The sequence below is a fragment of the Pseudomonas sp. P5_109 genome (assembly GCF_034009455.1).
In the GTDB taxonomy this organism is placed as follows: domain Bacteria; phylum Pseudomonadota; class Gammaproteobacteria; order Pseudomonadales; family Pseudomonadaceae; genus Aquipseudomonas.
Window position 1 is genome coordinate 157,657 of the sequence record NZ_CP125380.1, and the last position, 15,371, is coordinate 173,027.

Annotated in this window: 18 protein-coding genes; 15 read left to right on the forward strand and 3 right to left on the reverse strand. The window is 59.6% G+C overall.

Annotated features, from left to right (window positions below; all coding sequences use genetic code 11):
- Position 1: 1 nt before the first annotated feature.
- A complete protein-coding gene (locus QMK54_RS00690) occupies positions 2–535 on the reverse strand; it encodes an NfeD family protein (RefSeq protein ID WP_320401856.1) in 534 nt (177 codons plus the stop codon).
- Between the two features lie 199 nt (positions 536–734).
- On the opposite strand from QMK54_RS00690, the gene QMK54_RS00695 reads away from it, so the two are divergent.
- The 11 genes from QMK54_RS00695 to QMK54_RS00745 all read left to right on the forward strand — a co-directional run bounded on the left by QMK54_RS00695 (position 735) and on the right by QMK54_RS00745 (position 9,850).
- On the forward strand, positions 735–1,196 hold the full coding sequence (locus QMK54_RS00695) for an aminoacyl-tRNA deacylase (RefSeq protein ID WP_223593282.1): 462 nt from the start codon (positions 735–737) through the stop codon (positions 1,194–1,196).
- A gap of 130 nt (positions 1,197–1,326) precedes the next feature.
- Positions 1,327–1,572 carry a DUF2789 domain-containing protein gene (locus QMK54_RS00700; RefSeq protein WP_110659013.1) on the forward strand — a complete coding sequence of 82 codons (246 nt, stop codon included), beginning with the start codon at positions 1,327–1,329 and terminating at the stop codon, positions 1,570–1,572.
- 81 nt (positions 1,573–1,653) lie between these two features.
- Entirely contained in the window at positions 1,654–1,899 is a 246-nt protein-coding gene (locus QMK54_RS00705) for a type II toxin-antitoxin system prevent-host-death family antitoxin (protein WP_110659015.1), read from the forward strand.
- Positions 1,889–2,170: a type II toxin-antitoxin system RelE family toxin gene (locus tag QMK54_RS00710; protein WP_223593278.1), complete on the forward strand. Its 282-nt coding sequence runs from the start codon at positions 1,889–1,891 to the stop codon at positions 2,168–2,170. Before QMK54_RS00705 ends, QMK54_RS00710 begins: the two co-directional genes overlap by 11 nt.
- A gap of 132 nt (positions 2,171–2,302) precedes the next feature.
- Positions 2,303–2,731 carry a MarR family winged helix-turn-helix transcriptional regulator gene (locus QMK54_RS00715; RefSeq protein ID WP_181432019.1) on the forward strand — a complete coding sequence of 143 codons (429 nt, stop codon included), beginning with the start codon at positions 2,303–2,305 and terminating at the stop codon, positions 2,729–2,731.
- Positions 2,728–4,800 carry an FUSC family protein gene (locus QMK54_RS00720; protein WP_223593276.1) on the forward strand — a complete coding sequence of 691 codons (2,073 nt, stop codon included), beginning with the start codon at positions 2,728–2,730 and terminating at the stop codon, positions 4,798–4,800. Before QMK54_RS00715 ends, QMK54_RS00720 begins: the two co-directional genes overlap by 4 nt.
- Positions 4,797–5,006 (forward strand): DUF1656 domain-containing protein, encoded by a 210-nt coding sequence (locus QMK54_RS00725; protein ID WP_007987399.1) that lies wholly within the window; start codon positions 4,797–4,799, stop codon positions 5,004–5,006. Before QMK54_RS00720 ends, QMK54_RS00725 begins: the two co-directional genes overlap by 4 nt.
- A complete protein-coding gene (locus tag QMK54_RS00730) occupies positions 5,003–5,890 on the forward strand; it encodes an HlyD family secretion protein (RefSeq protein ID WP_110661444.1) in 888 nt (295 codons plus the stop codon). The genes QMK54_RS00725 and QMK54_RS00730 overlap by 4 nt, the downstream gene beginning before the upstream one ends.
- Entirely contained in the window at positions 5,887–7,335 is a 1,449-nt protein-coding gene (locus QMK54_RS00735; protein ID WP_223593273.1) for an efflux transporter outer membrane subunit, read from the forward strand. The genes QMK54_RS00730 and QMK54_RS00735 overlap by 4 nt, the downstream gene beginning before the upstream one ends.
- Positions 7,336–7,428: 93 nt before the next feature.
- Positions 7,429–8,064 (forward strand): NADH:ubiquinone oxidoreductase subunit N, encoded by a 636-nt coding sequence (locus QMK54_RS00740; RefSeq protein WP_320401857.1) that lies wholly within the window; start codon positions 7,429–7,431, stop codon positions 8,062–8,064.
- 280 nt (positions 8,065–8,344) lie between these two features.
- The gene (locus QMK54_RS00745; protein WP_320401858.1) at positions 8,345–9,850 is read left to right on the forward strand and encodes a YdgA family protein; all 1,506 of its coding nucleotides are present in this window, start codon (positions 8,345–8,347) and stop codon (positions 9,848–9,850) included.
- A 72-nt stretch (positions 9,851–9,922) separates the two neighbouring features.
- Here QMK54_RS00745 and QMK54_RS00750 read toward each other — a convergent pair whose 3' ends face one another.
- Positions 9,923–11,452, reverse strand: coding sequence for an FAD-dependent oxidoreductase (locus tag QMK54_RS00750; protein WP_320401859.1), 1,530 nt, complete (start codon positions 11,450–11,452; stop codon positions 9,923–9,925).
- A 140-nt stretch (positions 11,453–11,592) separates the two neighbouring features.
- On the opposite strand from QMK54_RS00750, the gene QMK54_RS00755 reads away from it, so the two are divergent.
- From QMK54_RS00755 to QMK54_RS00770, 4 genes are all read left to right on the forward strand, one after another.
- Positions 11,593–12,153, forward strand: a complete 561-nt coding sequence (locus QMK54_RS00755) for a YbhB/YbcL family Raf kinase inhibitor-like protein (protein ID WP_110660872.1) — start codon at positions 11,593–11,595, stop codon at positions 12,151–12,153.
- A 36-nt stretch (positions 12,154–12,189) separates the two neighbouring features.
- On the forward strand, positions 12,190–12,480 hold the full coding sequence (locus tag QMK54_RS00760; protein WP_320401860.1) for a hypothetical protein: 291 nt from the start codon (positions 12,190–12,192) through the stop codon (positions 12,478–12,480).
- Positions 12,481–13,100: 620 nt separating this feature from the next.
- Positions 13,101–14,237, forward strand: coding sequence for a colicin E3/pyocin S6 family cytotoxin (locus QMK54_RS00765; RefSeq protein WP_320401861.1), 1,137 nt, complete (start codon positions 13,101–13,103; stop codon positions 14,235–14,237).
- Positions 14,234–14,458 carry a hypothetical protein gene (locus QMK54_RS00770; RefSeq protein ID WP_320401862.1) on the forward strand — a complete coding sequence of 75 codons (225 nt, stop codon included), beginning with the start codon at positions 14,234–14,236 and terminating at the stop codon, positions 14,456–14,458. Before QMK54_RS00765 ends, QMK54_RS00770 begins: the two co-directional genes overlap by 4 nt.
- A gap of 577 nt (positions 14,459–15,035) precedes the next feature.
- On the opposite strand, the gene QMK54_RS00775 is transcribed toward QMK54_RS00770, so the two are convergent.
- On the reverse strand, positions 15,036–15,365 hold the full coding sequence (locus tag QMK54_RS00775) for a hypothetical protein (protein ID WP_110660873.1): 330 nt from the start codon (positions 15,363–15,365) through the stop codon (positions 15,036–15,038).
- Positions 15,366–15,371: the final 6 nt, after the last annotated feature.

The window sequence follows — 15,371 nt, forward strand, 5'->3', positions numbered from 1 at the left end:
ACTATTCTCCGCCCGGCACCGCGTCAGTCGCGGCCACTTGCAGCAGCAAACCCTTGCGCCCCACCACCCGCACCTGTTGCCCGGGTTGCAGCGGTGTCGCGCTGAGCACTTGCCATTGTTCTCCTTGCAGATGCACCCAGCCGCCATAGGCGTTGCCGGCCTGCAATGACGTCACCGCTGTCACGCTGCCGAGCAGCCCGGCATCACCACTGACAGTGTGGCGCGGTCGGGTTTTCAGGGCGTGAATCACCAGGTAGATCAGCAACAGCGCGCTGACCAGTCCCAGGCCGATCATCAGCGGCACGGGCACTTCGGTATTGGACAGGATCACCGCACCGATCACGAACATCACGATGCCGCCCAGGCCGATCACGCCGTAATTGGGCAGCGCCGCCTCGGCGATCAGGAACGCGATGCCGAAGGTGATCAGCCAGATTCCGACGGGGTTGGGCATCAGCACCACGACCGTGTCGGCGGCGCAGGCCGATCCGCTCAACGCCAACAGCAACGCAACTGCACAGCAACGCGTGTTCACTTGACCCTCCGGGAGAGTCTTGAGGTGGCTCTGTAGACAGTTTAGTTGACACGCGAGCTGTATGAATTTTGCTCAATTGTCGACGACGTCCGATGGGCGGATTTCCCGCCGGAACCCGTCGGCGGGCCTAGACTTTCACTACGCAAGCAAAGCGTTAACCATCGTCCGCCAGCGGTCATGGCGGACACCGAGGTGCATCATGCGTATGGCAAGAACTGTGCAGCGAAGCCTGGAAAAGGCCCAATGCAACTACGACGTCGTCAGCCACCCACACTCGGCCAGCAGCCTTGAAACGGCGCGGGTCGCAGGTATTCCTGCCGAAAGGGTGGCCAAATCGGTGATCCTCGACGATCACCATGGCCATTACCTGATGGCCGTGCTGCCCGCCAGCCGTCACCTTGACCTGAGTAAAGTGCGCAGCAGCGGTGAGTGGCAGGTTTCCCGCGAAAGCAATCTGGCGCACCTGTTCGATGATTGCGAACGCGGTGCCGTACCGGCGCTGGGCGAGTCCTATGGGTTGGAGGTGGTCATCGATCCGCTGCTGACCCGGCAAAAAGACATCTATCTGGAGGCCGGCAACCACGTCAACCTGGTGCGCATGGACATGCCCGAGTTCCTGAAAATGGTGCCGCATGCGGAGGTGCGGGAGTTGAGTCATTGAGTTTTGCACTGTCCATGCTGCCGTCTTCGCGAGCAAGCCCGCTCCCACAGGGACTGCGATTGACCTGTAGGAGCGGGCTTGCCCGCGATGACCGCGCAGCGGTCTCTTAATCGGTTTACAGGAGTTAGACATGGAAAACCCAACCCACAACCTTCCATCCCTGTTCAAACAACTCGGCCTGCCGGACGACGCCGAAAGCATCGATAAATTCATCGCCACCCATTCACCGCTAAAGCCGGAGCTGCAACTGGCCGATGCGTTTTTCTGGAGCAAGTGTCAGGCGGACTTCCTGCGGGACGAGATTCTCGAGGACGCGGATTGGGCGGAAGTGGTGGATCAGCTGGATGTGATGTTGAGGAAGGGGCGGGGGGTGTAAAAACTGATAGGCGGTGATCCACAGCGGTTGCTCTGATCAAAACAATTGACCAGAATTAAGACCTTATTTGAGGTCTTAATTATGCAAAGTGTTTTGGCTGATATGGCTGTCAGCGTGTCTGAACTAAAGAAAAATCCCTCTGCCGTTTTGAATGGCGCCCATGGAGGGCCCGTCGCAGTGCTCAATCACAATCGCGTCATGGGCTACATGGTTCCTGCCGATGTGTTCGAAGCCATGATGGAGCGCCTTGATGATCTGGAGTTGGCGGAAATCGTGCGTTCTCGTCGTCATGAAACGCCGATCCCGGTAACCCTGGATGACATATAAGCTCGAGTTTCTGCCGTCCGCACGCAAAGAGTGGGACAAGTTGGGGCATACGGTACGGGTGCAATTCAAAAAGAAGTTGGCCGAACGGCTGGAGCTGCCTCGAATCCCGTCTGACTCACTCCATGGCATGCCCGACTGCTACAAAATCAAACTGAAGTCATCTGGATACCGACTCGTCTACGAGGTGATAGATGAGCGTGTCGTCGTTTCTGTCGTTGCAGTAGGCAAGCGCGAGCGCAGCGAAGTGTATGAGCGCGCGAAGAAACGTTGATCGCTCTCGACAGGTCCCGATTACGTAATTGTTTCAAAACTTGACGGAAAATCCCCTCAAATGCGATATTGATAGTTAGCAAACTAACAGTGTGTATTTTCCCTCGTGCCGAATAACCTCGACGTTCTCCAGATGAACATCAGCAGCGCCATGGTGGTGGCCGCCAGACATTGGCGCAAAATCTGCCAGACCACGCTGGCCAACTATGGAATCTCCGAAGCATGCGCCGTTCCGCTGTTGATGATCGGGCGGCTGGGCGAGGGTGTGCGCCAGGTGACGGTGGCCCAGGCAGCAGGGATGGAGAGCCCGTCGCTGGTACGCCTACTCGATCAGTTGTGCCATGGCGGCTACGTTTGCCGCACCGAAGATGCGCAGGACCGCCGCGCCAAATGCCTGAGCCTGACCGCAACCGGTCGTGAGCTGGTGCAGGCGGTCGAAGTTGAGCTGGTGCGCTTGCGCCACGAAGTACTTGAAGGCATTGACCAGAGTGATCTGGAAGCTACGCTGCGGGTACTGAGAGCATTTGAAGCGGCCACGCCGCCATCGGTGGCCAACTCTTGAACGGATTTTTCTCTGGCATGCCTCCGGCGCGGGACTGGTTCTACGGAGTCCGCACCTTCGCCGCATCGATGATCGCGCTGTACATCGCCCTGCTCATGCAAATGCCGCGTCCGTACTGGGCGATGGCCACGGTGTACATCGTTTCCAACCCATTCCTCGGGCCGACCACTTCCAAGGCTCTGTACCGGGCAATCGGCACCTTTGTCGGCGCTGCGGCGGCGGTTCTGTTTGTGCCGATGTTCGTGCAGAGCCCCTACGTGCTGGTAGTAGTGATTGCGCTGTGGACCGGCACGCTGCTGTTTCTGTCCCTGCATTTGCGCACCGCCAACAACTACGCCTTGATGCTCGCCGGCTACACCTTGCCGCTGATTGCCCTGCCGGTGGTGAATAACCCGCTGGGGGTGTGGGACGTGGCCGAAGCACGGACCGAAGAAATCTTCCTCGGCATCGTCGTGGCCGCAGTGGTTGGCGCGATGTTCTGGCCCCGACGTCTGGCGCCGGTGTTCAATGATTCGGTGAGTAAATGGTTTGCCGATGCCTCGACCTACAGCCTGCGCTTCCTCAGCCGCAGCGTGCAGCCTGAAGAAGTCAGTGCGTTGCGGGCATCGATGGTCGCCACCTTCAACTCCCTGGAGTTGATGATCGGTCAGTTGCCGCACGAAGGCTCACGTCCGCAGACGGTGCGCAACACCAAGGAGTTGCGCGGGCGGATGATTCACCTGCTGCCGGTCATCGATGCCCTCGACGATGCGCTTTACGCCCTGGAACGGCGCACCCCCGAGCTTGTGGATAAGTTCGCGCCGTTGTTGGCTGCCACCTGCGAATGGCTCGAGCACAAGGATGCCGATCTCGAGCGCTGGCATGCGCTGAAGGATCAACTTGAGGCCCTGCAACCTGCCCCCGAAGCGCTGGATGACCGCAAGCAATTGCTGTTCTCCAACGCTATCTACCGTCTCGGCGAGTGGATCGATTTGTGGCAGGACTGCCGCAGCCTGCAATACGCCATCCAGTGCGAAAGCCAGGACAGCTGGCGCGCGGTGTATCGGCACTGGCGGCTGGGACGGCTCTCGCCGTTCCTGGATCGCGGCCTGATGTTCTATTCCGCGGCGTCCACCGTCACCGCGATTATCGTGGCCTCGGTGCTGTGGATTCTGCTCGGCTGGACCGATGGCGGCAGCGCAGTGATCCTGGCGGCGGTGGCGTGCAGCTTCTTCGCCTCGATGGACGACCCGGCGCCGCAGATTTACCGGTTCTTTTTCTGGACGGCGATGTCGGTGGTGTTCGCCAGCCTGTATCTGTTTCTGGTGCTGCCCAACCTGCATGACTTTCCGATGCTGGTGCTGGCGTTTGCCGTGCCGTTCATCGTCGTTGGCACCCTGACGGTCAAGCCGCAGTTTTACCTGGGCATGCTGCTGACCCTGGTCAACACTTCGTCGTTCATCAGCATTCAGGGTGCCTACGACGCGGACTTCCTCAGTTTCGCCAACTCCAACCTGGCCGGTCCCATGGGGCTGCTGTTCGCGTTCATCTGGACCCTGATTGCCCGGCCGTTCGGTGCTGAACTGGCAGCCAAGCGCCTGACCCGTTTCAGCTGGCGTGACATTGTCAGCCTCGCCGAGCCGGCCACGTTGTCCGAGCATCGGCTTCTGGGCATACGGATGCTCGATCGGCTGATGCAGCATCTGCCGCGCCTGGCCATGACCGGCCAGGACTCCGGCGTGGCGCTGCGCGAAGTGCGAGTGGCGCTGAATCTATTGGACCTGCTCGCTTATACGCCGCGGGTCCTCGGTGTGCCGCAGGTGCTGTTGCGCCAGGTAGTGGCCGAGGTGGGCGAGTACTTCAAGGCCTGCCTCAAGGCCGGTGAACGCTTGCAGGCGCCGAGCCCGCTGCTGATGACCCTCGACCGCACCCGTCGCGCCCTCAGTGGTGCCGGCGATGATGAAACCCGTCGGCATTTGCTGCACGCCCTGAGCGGCCTGCGCCTGGCACTGTTGCCCGGCGTTGAGTTCGTCGGTTCCGCCGAACCCGAAGAACCGCTTCCCCATGGCATTGATGGAGCGCCTTTATGATCGGTGACCTCGACCTGAGCGGGGTGTTCCTGCCCACGCTGCTGGTGCTGATGGGCATTACGTATGTGTTGTACCTGTTGGTGCACGGGGTGCTGACGCGCCTGCACTTTTACCGTCTGGTCTGGCACCGGGCATTGTTCAACGTGGCCCTCTACGCCCTGCTGCTTGGCGCCGTGGACTCACTCAGTCGATACCTGATGACATGAAAAAACCGTTTCTAACCCTGGGTCGCGTGGTGTTGACCCTGCTGATCGTGAGCTTCGCCGTTGTCGTGGTCTGGCGCATGGTGATGTATTACATGTTCGCGCCCTGGACCCGCGACGGGCACATCCGTGCCGACATCGTGCAAATCGCCCCGGACGTCTCCGGGCTGATCCAGCAAGTGGAGGTGCGCGACAACCAGTTGGTCAAGCGCGGCCAGGTGCTGTTCAGTATCGATCCGGACCGTTTCAAGCTGGCGCTGCGCCAGGCGAAAGCGGCCGTCGCCGACCGTGAAGAAACCCTGGCCCAGGCCCAGCGCGAGGCCAAGCGTAACAAGGGCCTCGGCAACCTGGTGCCGGGTGAGCAACTGGAAGAAAGCCAGTCAAAAGTGGCCCGCGCCCAAGTGGCGTTGATGGAAGCCCAGGTGGCGGTGGATAGCGCACAACTCAACCTCGACCGCTCGGTGATCCGCAGCCCGGTGGACGGCTACGTCAACGATCGCGCGCCACGGGCCCAGGAGTTTGTCAGCGCCGGGCGTCCGGTGTTGTCGGTGGTCGACAGTAACTCGTTCCATATCGACGGCTACTTCGAAGAAACCAAACTGAACGGTATCCATATCGGCCAGAGCGTCGACATCCGGGTGATCGGCGACAATGCGCGCCTGCGCGGGCATGTGGAAAGCATCGTCGCCGGTATCGAAGACCGCGACCGCACAAGCGGCAACAACCTGCTGCCCAACGTCAACCCGGCGTTCAGCTGGGTGCGGCTGGCCCAGCGGATTCCGGTGCGGATTGCCTTTGACGACGTACCGGCGGATTTCCGCATGATCGCCGGGCGCACCGCCACCGTATCGATCATCGACGACAAAAACCGGGAGCCAGCGCAATGAGCAAGGCCTCGGGTTTGGCGGTCGCCGGATTAGGCTTGCTGCTGTCGGCGTGTCAGATGGTCGGGCCGGATTATCATTTGCCCGAAGAGGCGGCTGTGCATCGTCCGGACTTGCAGGGTGATCTGGCCGTAGACGGTAAAACGGTGGTGTCCGCGCCGGTGCCGGCTGATTGGTGGCGCCTGTACAAGGACCCGCGACTCGACCAGTTGGTGCAGCAGGCCATGGCCTCCAACACCGATTTGCGTGTGGCGGCGGCCAGCCTGTTGCGGTCTCGCGCTCAGGTCGACGAGGCGCAAGCAGCGGGCGGCTGGAGCGGCGGCGTGAAGATGGGCGCCCAGCGCTTGCAGGAGTCCGGCCAGGCCTTCCTGCTGCCGGAAAAAGTACCGGTGGCCAACATTGGCGACATCGGCATCAGCGCGTCGTACCAGTTCGACCTGTTCGGCACCTTGCAGCGCGGTATCGAAGCGGCCAAGGCCAATGCCGATGCGACGCAGGCCGCCGCCGATACTGCACGCATTACCGTAGTGGCCGACGTGGTTCGCGCCTACACCCAGGTGTGTGCGGCCAATGAAGAGCGGGAAATTGCCCAGCACTCCCTCGACCTGCAAGCCCAGAGCACCACGCTGATCCAGCGCCTGCGCGATGCCGGGCGTGGCGACGAAACCCAGGTCACCCGTTCGCAAACCCAATTCAAATCCCTGCGCGCCGACATGCCGCGTTATGAAGCGGCACGTCAGGCCGGGCTGTACCGTTTGTCGATGTTGCTGGCCAAGCCGCTGGATCAACTGCCGGCCGGCACCGCCACCTGCGACGAGTTGCCAAAAATCGCCCAATTGATTCCGGTGGGCGATGGCGCCGCGTTGCTCAAGCGTCGTCCTGACGTGCGGCAGGCCGAGCGTCGGCTGGCGGCCGCGACGGCCGGTATTGGCGTCGCCACGGGCGAGCTGTACCCGAACATCAGCATCGGCGCGACCATCGGTACCGTCGGTATCCTCGACGATCTCGGCGACCCGTCCACTAATCGCTGGGGTTTTGGTCCGTCGCTGACCTGGAACGTGCCGACCAACGGCGCCCGGGCGCGCATCCGCGAAGCCGAAGCGGTGACCCAGGCGACGCTGGCGCATTTCGATGGGGTGGTGCTCAACGCCATTCGTGAAACCCAGACCGGCCTCGCCCAGTACACGGCATTGCTGCAGCGCCGCGATGCGCTGGCCGATGCCGAGCAATCGGCAAAACTGGCCGCCGACCAGACCCACCGCTTCTTCCAGGCCGGTCGCGCCTCGTTCCTGGCCGACCTGCAAGCCACCCGCACGTACATCGATGTCACGGCGCAACTGGCGGCCGCGAACACCCAGGTTGCCGCCAGCCAGATCGATTTGTTCCTCGCATTGGGCGGCGGTTGGGAAAGCGGACGAACGCAAGCGTCGAACTCCGGCAAACCCTGAGGCCGTTGCTATGCTTTGAAGTGTTGGAGGGGCGCTCCGTGCAAAGCGCCCTTTCTTCGCACAAGGCTCGCGCAGGTCAGGGGGAAACCAATAATGAAAAACCCTTATGCTCTCGGCTTCTGGTGCGCCCTCGTGGCATTAGTGCTGCTGTCGGCCACCTATTTCTACGGCATCATGCTGGCCCACCAGATCGACAAGGCTCTGGCGTTCCTCGACAGTGCCGTCGCGCTGATTGCGGTGATGTCCATTGCGGTGGTGGCCTGGGCCTCGGTTCAGAACCAGCGCATCAAGAAAAGACAACTCGAACAAGGCAAGACCCTGGTCCTGATCTGGGATACCAAGGTGGCGCTGCGTCGTGTCGAAACAGTGTTCGACCGCTATTTCTGGGGCAGTTACTGGCAACCGGGGCGCACGTTTCAGGAAGTCATGGGCGAATTGACCGGCACGCCGCTGGAAAAAAGCCTCGAAAGCCTGAAAAAACAATGCCTGGCCCTGGACCGGCAAGTGGCTGACGACGGGCGGCACTGGCTCAGCAATGCCCGGGAACTGGCGGATGTCGCCACGGCCATGGCCCGCGAGCGCTATCAACTGGACGTCTGCGACCCGCGCGCGGAAGTGATGGGCGGTGCGGTGATCAACCGCGACTTCGAAGTGCTGGTGTACACCTGGACTGCGCGGCTCAAAAGCTTTGATCATCAGCTGGATGAGATCGAGGTCCAGTATTCCTGATTGTGTTTTGACTGGACTGACGCCTTCGCGAGCAAGCCCGCTCCCACAGGAGTACGCATTCCAATGTGGGAGCGGGCTTGCTCGCGAAGGCGATTGCATTGACTGCGAATATCTTCAACCGTGTACCCCTCCCAAGACACTCTTTCACCTTTAATCATTGGGCCGTTCGTCGCGCCTGATGCTAATCTCCATTCCACTTTCAGCGCAGTCGAGCCGCAACCCGTCATGGGTTCAGGGAAGACGACCACACTTTCAACAACGGACATTGAACGGGTCATACATGAATAAATCAGCAGGCGTGCTACTGGGAATTGTTGTCGCAATCGGTGCCATCAGCGCAGGCGGGGCCTGGTTCACCGGCACCAAGCTCGAGGGTGTGTTGAACGCCTCGATTGCCGATGCCAACAAGGAACTGCAAGCGGCCATGGTCGGTTCCAGCGGCACCGCGTCGCTGGAACTGGTGTCGCTGGAGCGTCATGTATTCAGCAGCACCGCGCACTACCGCCTCAAGGGCGAAGGCGAAATGTTCGGCGAAACGCCGGTCGAGCTGCTGTTTGTCGATCACATCGAACACGGCCCGCTGCCGTTCTCGCGGCTGATGTCGCTGAAGTGGTTGCCGGTCATGGCGACCAGTCACTACGAACTGGAAAAGACCCCGCTCACCGAGAAGTGGTTTGCCGCCGCCAAGGACAAATCGCCGCTGACTGGCGTGGTCAACATCGGTTATGACAACGCTACCAATGGCACCCTTGAGTTGCAGCCGCTGGAAATGGCGCTGGATGATAAGTCGAGCATGAAATTCTCCGGGCTGAGCATCGACGTCGATGCCAGCGCCCAGGCGCAGAAGGTCAAGGCCAACGGCTACATGGACAGCCTGAAAGTGACCACTGTGTCCGAAGACCAGGCGCCGGTGCAGGTTGAATTGAATGGCCTGACCCTGGCCAGCAACCTGACAAAAAGCACCTACGGTTTCTACACCGGCGAGAACGTCCTTGAGCTGGCCAGCGGTAAATCGACCTTTGGCGTCAAGCAGTCGGTGCTGGACTTCAAGAAGTTCGAGATGAAAAACCTGACCGAAGAAAAGGGCAGCAACGCCTCCGGGCGCGCCGATTACAAAGTGGGCGAAGTGTCCCTGAACGGCAAGACCATCGGCTCCGGTGCGCTGGCCATGAGCCTGAAGAACCTCGACATTCCGGCCACCCTGTCGTTGATGCAGGTCTACCAGAGCAAACTGCAGCCGTATGAGCGGGCGGCGGCCGAAGCGACGGCAGCGGGCCTGCCGGCACCGGAGCTGAAACTGACCGAAGCCGAAGAAGCACTGCTCAAGTCCAGCCTGGAAAAACTGCTGGCGGCCGGTCCGCAGGTGGCCGTGGAAAACCTGTCGTTCAACACCGCCAACGGTGAGAGCCGCGCCAATCTGGTGCTCGACCTGACCAAGCCACAGGCCATCGACCTGCCGACCGAGCAGTTGGTCAGGCAGTTGATCGCGCTGCTGGACTTCAAGCTGAAGGTGTCCAAGGCCATGCTGGTCGATGTGCTTACCGTGCAATCGCAAATCGACGGTCAGACCGACGCCAAGCTGATTGCCGACCAGGCCACCGCTACCGCAGACATGTTCAGCAGCATGGCGGTCGGCAGCCAACTGGCAAAACTGGACGGCAACAACATCGTCACCAACTTGCATTACGCCAACAATCAGGTGGACTTCAACGGCCAGAAAATGACCGTCGAAGAGTTTGCCGGTTTTGTCATGAGCAAGTTCGCGGGTGCTGAAGCCACCGAATAACGGCGGCCCTTTACCCGGTAACGCCCGGCCACTGTATCGCGCAGTCGCCGGGCGTTTTGCTGTCCGGCATCGCTAGGTAACTTCACGGATCAGGCGCCATGCCTCTTCCCACGGCAACGGCTGTTTCATCCGCTCGGCGAGCATCGCCATCGCCCGGTCCATCTCGCAGGCTACCGCCGCCGACACCACGCCGTTTTTTCCGAACAGGCCGATGAAAGGCGGATCGTAAGGGTCGCCATTGAATTCGACTTCGTCCCAGGCCTCGGCATGCCCGAGGTAGTCGTAGGTCTTACCGAAATGCCAGGTCCAGAAAAACGGCACGTCGAGGTAATGCTCGTCGCCACCCAGCATATTGGCCGCAGCGATCCGTGCCTGTTGTTGGGCCAGCCGCCAGTGTTCGATGCGTACGTGCTGGTTGTTCAGCGGGAACGTGGCGATATCGCCAGCCGCCCAGAGGCCGTCGGCCACGCGCATACCGCCGTCGACACGCAGCGAGTGATCCTGCTCTTTCGCCAACCCGGTAAAGGCCGCGGTGGCTGGCGTTACGCCAACGCCGACCAGCACCAGATCAGCCGGCAAGCGTTGGCCGTTGTCCAGGCGTACGGCTTCGACTTTGTCTGCCCCTTCGATCTGTAGCGCATTGCCGCGGGTATGAAACACGACGCAATTGGCCTCATGTCGCGCGCGAATGGCTTTGCCGATCGTGTCACCGAACTGTTTGGCAAACGGCACCTCGTGGCGGGCCAGCACGGTTACGTTCAGGCCAAGCTGGCGCAGGGACGAGGCGGACTCCATGGCAATGAAACTGTCACCGATGATCACGACTCGCTGGCCGGCGCTGACGCTGTCGAGAATCTGCTGTGCATGGACTTTTGAGCGTAAAACGAACACCTGCGGCAGGTCGGCGCCGGGCAGCGTCAGTTGGTTGGGAACGCCGCCGGTGGCCAGCAGCGCGGCGTCGTATGTCAGTGACTGGCCGTCAGTCAGCCGCAGCGTCCTGTTTGGTGCATCCAGGCTGGCCACCTCACCTTGCAGGCGCTCGATCCGCTGCTCACGGTAAAACTCTTCGTCCCGCAGCGGCGGAACTTCGTCCAGCGGCATCTCCCCGGCGATCACGTGTTTGCTCAGCGCGGTGCGGTCGTATCCGGCTTCGGCTTCGCGGTCGATCAACAGTAGCCGGCCGCCGAAGCCTTTCTCGCGCAACGCCGCTGCCGCCGCCGTGCCCGCCGCTCCTGCGCCAACAATGATAAAGGTCCGCGAATCGTCGGCCGGTGGGGTGTGGGCGTCCGGCAACGGCTGGTCGCCCACCCAGATGTCGCCGTCTCGGACTTCAAGGGGATAGCGCTTGAGGCTGTCCAGGGCTGGTGGCTCACACAGCCCGCCATCCTCGATCCGAAACTGTGCCTTGTGCCACGGACAGGTCAGGCGCCCGTTGCATACCGCGCCGTCGGCCAGAGGGGCGCCGGCATGCGGGCATTCGGCCTGATAAGCGCGCAGTTGTTCGCCGGCCCGCAACAGCAAAATCTTGCTGCCCTGGACCTGCACTTCCAGACCCCGGTCCTCGGGCACATTGGCGACACGCGCAACGTGATGCAGAGTCATGATTGCTCTCCAGACTGACGTTTCACTTATGAGTCTGGTGCTAATCGCGAGGTTCAGCCAATTCCCCCCTGCCAAGGCGCGAACGGTCCGGCTATAGTTTGCACGCCGACGACGGCCCAACACGCACAAGGTGCTCCGGTATGACCCGATTGACCTCAATCAACACTTGGCTCGCGGCCTTGGCTGTCGCCCTTTGCGTGCAGTTCCCGGCGCAGGCCCAGGAACGCTTCACCCTGAACATTCCCGGCGTCTCCGATGACCGTCTGTTCACGTTGGCTGCCGCCAGTGATGCCGCCGGTTGTGGCGGGCATAACATTTCCCCGGCATTGAACTGGAACGCCGGCCCGGCAGCCACCCAAAGCTACGCCATCGTCATGCACGACCCGGACGGCCAGAAGGGCCAGGGCATCGATCAGTGGGTGCATTACGGCATCAAGGCCGCCACCCACCAGATTCCGGCCGGTGCCGGGAGCAAACCCGGCCTCGAGGGTGTCGGCGGTACCAACAGCAAGGCAACCACCGGCTACATCGGCCCTTGCCCGCCCGTTGGCGACAGCGCGCACCACTACATCATCCAGATCTACGCCCTGGACCTGGCCCCGGACGCCTTGCCCGCCGGCCTGACCCGTGCGCAGTTGCTGGAAAAAATCAAAGGCCACGTCCTGCGGAACAGCAGCGTGGTACGCCGCTATCACCGCTAAAAGCTGATCGCCCCGGCGGATTTGTAAGAAACTGAAGTGCGCAGCATTCCGGGGATTTGGCATCCACCCCCAAAAACGCGCACTATCAGTGCTATAGCCGATGCGTTGGAGGATGCCGTGGCAAAAAAAATCGACCGCATCGCCCAAATGCTCAACTGCCCGCAAAAGGGTGAAGAACTACGGCGAGCAATTACCGAGAGTCGCAAGGATTTTCTGCTGAATCAGCCGGAAGAAGACGTTGTTGAAGACGACGACCTTGAAGAGGAGTTTTTCGAGGACGACGAGGACGATGATGAGTACGACGAGTTCGACTGGACCACAGAATGAAAAAAACCGCTTCGGCGGTTTTTTTGTGGGTCAGCGACTTCCCAACTCATACTGCAAGTGCACTGGTGAACAGCAGTTCATCCGATTCATCTGTTCACTAAGTCGGGCGTTTTTCTGCTAACAAGATCACGCGGGTTTCCTGCCCCGTACCGAGTGAAATTCTTCAGGGTTCCCGGCACTCAGCTGGGTTTCCAGCTCAAGCTCAAACTACTAAAACCTGAGCGGGTGCGAAGCAATCTTCAGCGCTGATGGCATTACCGATAAATGGGGAGTGGGGTGATCTGAAAATACCGTATCTACTCAAAAACGGTATTAAACGCGTTTCAGGTGTTGCGGATTGAGCAACCTATTGAATTTGTTAGATATATTAATGGGGTGCGGTTTTGACCATAGTGATACACAACGTGTTCCAGCCCAAAACGTGTTTCACCGGAAACTCCTCGCACCGCCTATGAACGGTAGTGTTTCACCAAAAAAGGATCGCGAGCGGATATCAGAGTTCCACGGCTGGCCTCGTGGGCTCCGAACGGATAGACGCTGTAACGGTTTTCCCGTTGATCCTCGCGCACTCTCACACGCACTATGCCCGGTCTTGACGCACACCGCAGGAACATCCAAGCATGACCGAAAGGGAGATTTGGCAAGGACATCACTGCAAGGTGTGTTACGAAAGCGCGATGAAAGAAAAGACGCGTAAAGAGAGGCTGCGTGCACTCGAGCAGCATCGAAAGCCGCCCGCACCTGTACCACCAAGAGAAATTCCCCCTCCACCAAAAAAGGCGCCCCCTCCAGAGATAAAAGGCTGCGTGTTCGCCAAATCCTGCACGCTGCCGGACGGAATAATCAATTACAACAACCCAACAGGCTTTGTACCGGTCGAGTTGTTAAAGGAGTACGGCGCGTACGCTGTCCTGGGCACCGCCAGTGCTATAACGACAAGCGGCATGGCGCTGCAATGGGTTGGGGGCTCTACCAGTGCCGCCGCGTTGGCCACGCGTTTGGGCGGTGCTTTGTTCGCGCTCGCTCCGCCTCATGTGAAAGTGCTTGTGGGCGTTCTCATACCGAACGCAACCTCATCCGACAGCGCGTTTTATACCGCTGAACAGTACGCCCAGTTAACCGAGGGTAATACGCGGGTGCGGTTGAACGTCAAACATTTGCCCGACAATGCGGTGAGCCTCTACGGGTTTTATACCGGGACCAAGCCCGAGTGGCAGAAAGTGCAAGTGATTGCCGCCACCCCTGATGGCGATCAACTGGTGGCCGACATGGGGGACGGCATCAAGATCATTTGGACCCCGGCAGCTGACCCCAGCGCGGAACTGGGCATTCCATCGCTGAAAGGGTTCACGCTCAAACCCGCCGCATGGGTGTTCCCGGCGACCGAGCAGGCGGACAAGATCCTGGTTAACCCGGTACACCCTCCGGACTACCAGGACGCGATTATCTGGTTTCCAAGCACCGGCATTCAGCCGATTTACATTTCGTTGAGCGTACTCGGATCTAACTACCATCCTAAACCTAAGGTGCTACCAGCGTTCCCAGACGCCAAATGGGCAAAGTCGAAAACAATAGTCCAGGGCGGCGGTGGCTTGCGTCCTCGCTGGAAGAGCAGGGACGGTACTATTTACGAGTGGGATTTTCAGCATGGTGCCGTTGAGAAATACAATAAACGCGGCAAGCACCTCGGCGAGTTTGACCACGAAACAGGTGCTCAAAGCAAGCCAGCCGACCCAACCAGGAGTGTAGAGCCATGAAGCATGTGATTATGGGAGTTCCTGCTGGTGAGGATTTCGCATCCTATGAAAAGGAAATTTTGGTTTCAGTCCAAGATCTTAAGCCCATCATGGGCTGGGTAAAGGACGATGATTGTGTATATGACTATCAGCTCACAGCAGAGCAAATCAACGCTATAGAGCAGCTTTGCTCGTTAGAGTTACCAAAAAATCTCGAGCTTTTTCTGACGTGTAATACCTGATTGGCAGCGACGGCGGAAGGGTATCGTGCGGGCGGATGGAAGTTAGGGAGTAGGGCTTACATTTGTCGGAGGGGGGGCGTGAGCTGCTGCTGATTACCTAAGAAACTACGAAATACCTTAGATTTATGCGAAATCGAACTGTCAGGTTGTCCTTGACGGTTGCTCGTATCATCACCTCATGCATTCACCAGCAACAGGCTACTTTCTTTGGGTAGCCAGGGGTACAGAACTCCGGAGGGATTGTCTGGATTTCCCCCCTACCGCTCGCCGACTGCTGGAGTAGTCAACATTAAGTTTACAACTGACTCTTTAGCCCGCATGCCATCGGCTACGTCATGGGACTCACGCCGATGTTTACCAATACTCCACTACCGCTTGCCCGGCGCCAACGGAGTCAGTTTTTTTCCTAAAAGACAACACCCACAAAAAAGCCCCAGATCCCAATGCCTGAGGCTTTTCCGTTTCTACGTATTGTGCTCAAGCGAGATTCGAACCCGCGTCCCCGCCAACAAGTACCGATAGAAAGCGACCTCATAGGTTAACAAGCCATCGGACGCCGCTAGCGTACTTACAAGCGCTAGAGCCCGTTGGGAAGAAATTTGGTCGCGCCGCTGACATCATCGATTTTCTTGATGCGCAGGGCCTTCAAGCAAGTTTCGTCGCGGGTGTTGGCGTCGGAGCAAAATTGCTTGATGAAATCGGCAAAGACCATGTCCTGGCCATTAACGGTGAGGACGCGCTTGTAATACTCACCATTGATGCCTTGGGCTTGACGACTGGTAGTCATCTCCTGATCCACCACCAGGCGGCCGTGCAGATCGACGGCTGGAACCTGGGCTTTGGGGTCTTCTTTGGAGCAGGCGCTCAGGAGTAGTCCTGCGGCAATCAGCGTACATATACGCAGCATATGGAT